Annotated in this window: 1 protein-coding gene; it reads right to left on the bottom strand. The window is 58.7% G+C overall.

Going from position 1 to position 661, the window contains the following annotated elements:
* Positions 1 to 661 (bottom strand): transposase (locus ACFOZ5_RS13375; protein WP_379888129.1); only part of this gene is annotated, 661 nt, incomplete at both ends.

Here is a 661-nt window from a genome sequence, read left to right as displayed (position 1 = left end):
CTGCCCGTAGTTCGCCAACTTCCCGATATTATGCACCAGGCAGTATAACTGCCACTGACCCTGTACTTTCTTCTTACCCCGCAGGCTGAAGCGGTTCAACCGTTTGGTGGTGCCAATGTTGCCGAACACCGGTTCCACCACCGACATCCGGTGACTGTAGATCTCTTTGCCCTGCTGGCTGTCCACCCGGTGCTTCATCCAGTCGGTGTAGTTGGGCAGGCGTTTGTTCTCGACGGTGAACGATACCTGTCGACCGGAACCGTTGCGGTGGTCTGCTGAAGCCGGACTCTGCATGCAGCGGTGCTTCTTGGGACAGTGCCGGCATTGAAGCAGCCGTCCTTCGAAGTGCACCCGGGTCTTGCCATTCTCGGCGTCCCGCTGGCCCCGGTACGTGAGAGTTTCGCCGCTTGGGCAGATACAAGTCAGCTTCACTGGATCGAACTGGAATTCGCTCGCCGGAATGGTGGCCTTCCAGCCCTTGTCGGGCAGGTCCTGGTGCCGCTTGCCGTACTTGTCTTTCTGGTTCTGGAACTTCGGATCCCGGCTGCGGAATTTATTGTCCGGCACGTAGCCATTGATCTGCCGGTCGTGCAGGTACTTCATGTTGGCTTCGTTGGCGAAGCCGGTGTCGGCGGTGACAACCGTGCCTTGCCGGTAGATG

It is taken from the genome of Marinobacter lacisalsi (assembly GCF_042651045.1).
GTDB classification, from domain to species: Bacteria; Pseudomonadota; Gammaproteobacteria; order Pseudomonadales; family Oleiphilaceae; genus Marinobacter; species Marinobacter lacisalsi.
Note: the sequence above shows the minus strand (reverse complement) of the source record. Positions and strands in the feature narration are given on the sequence as shown.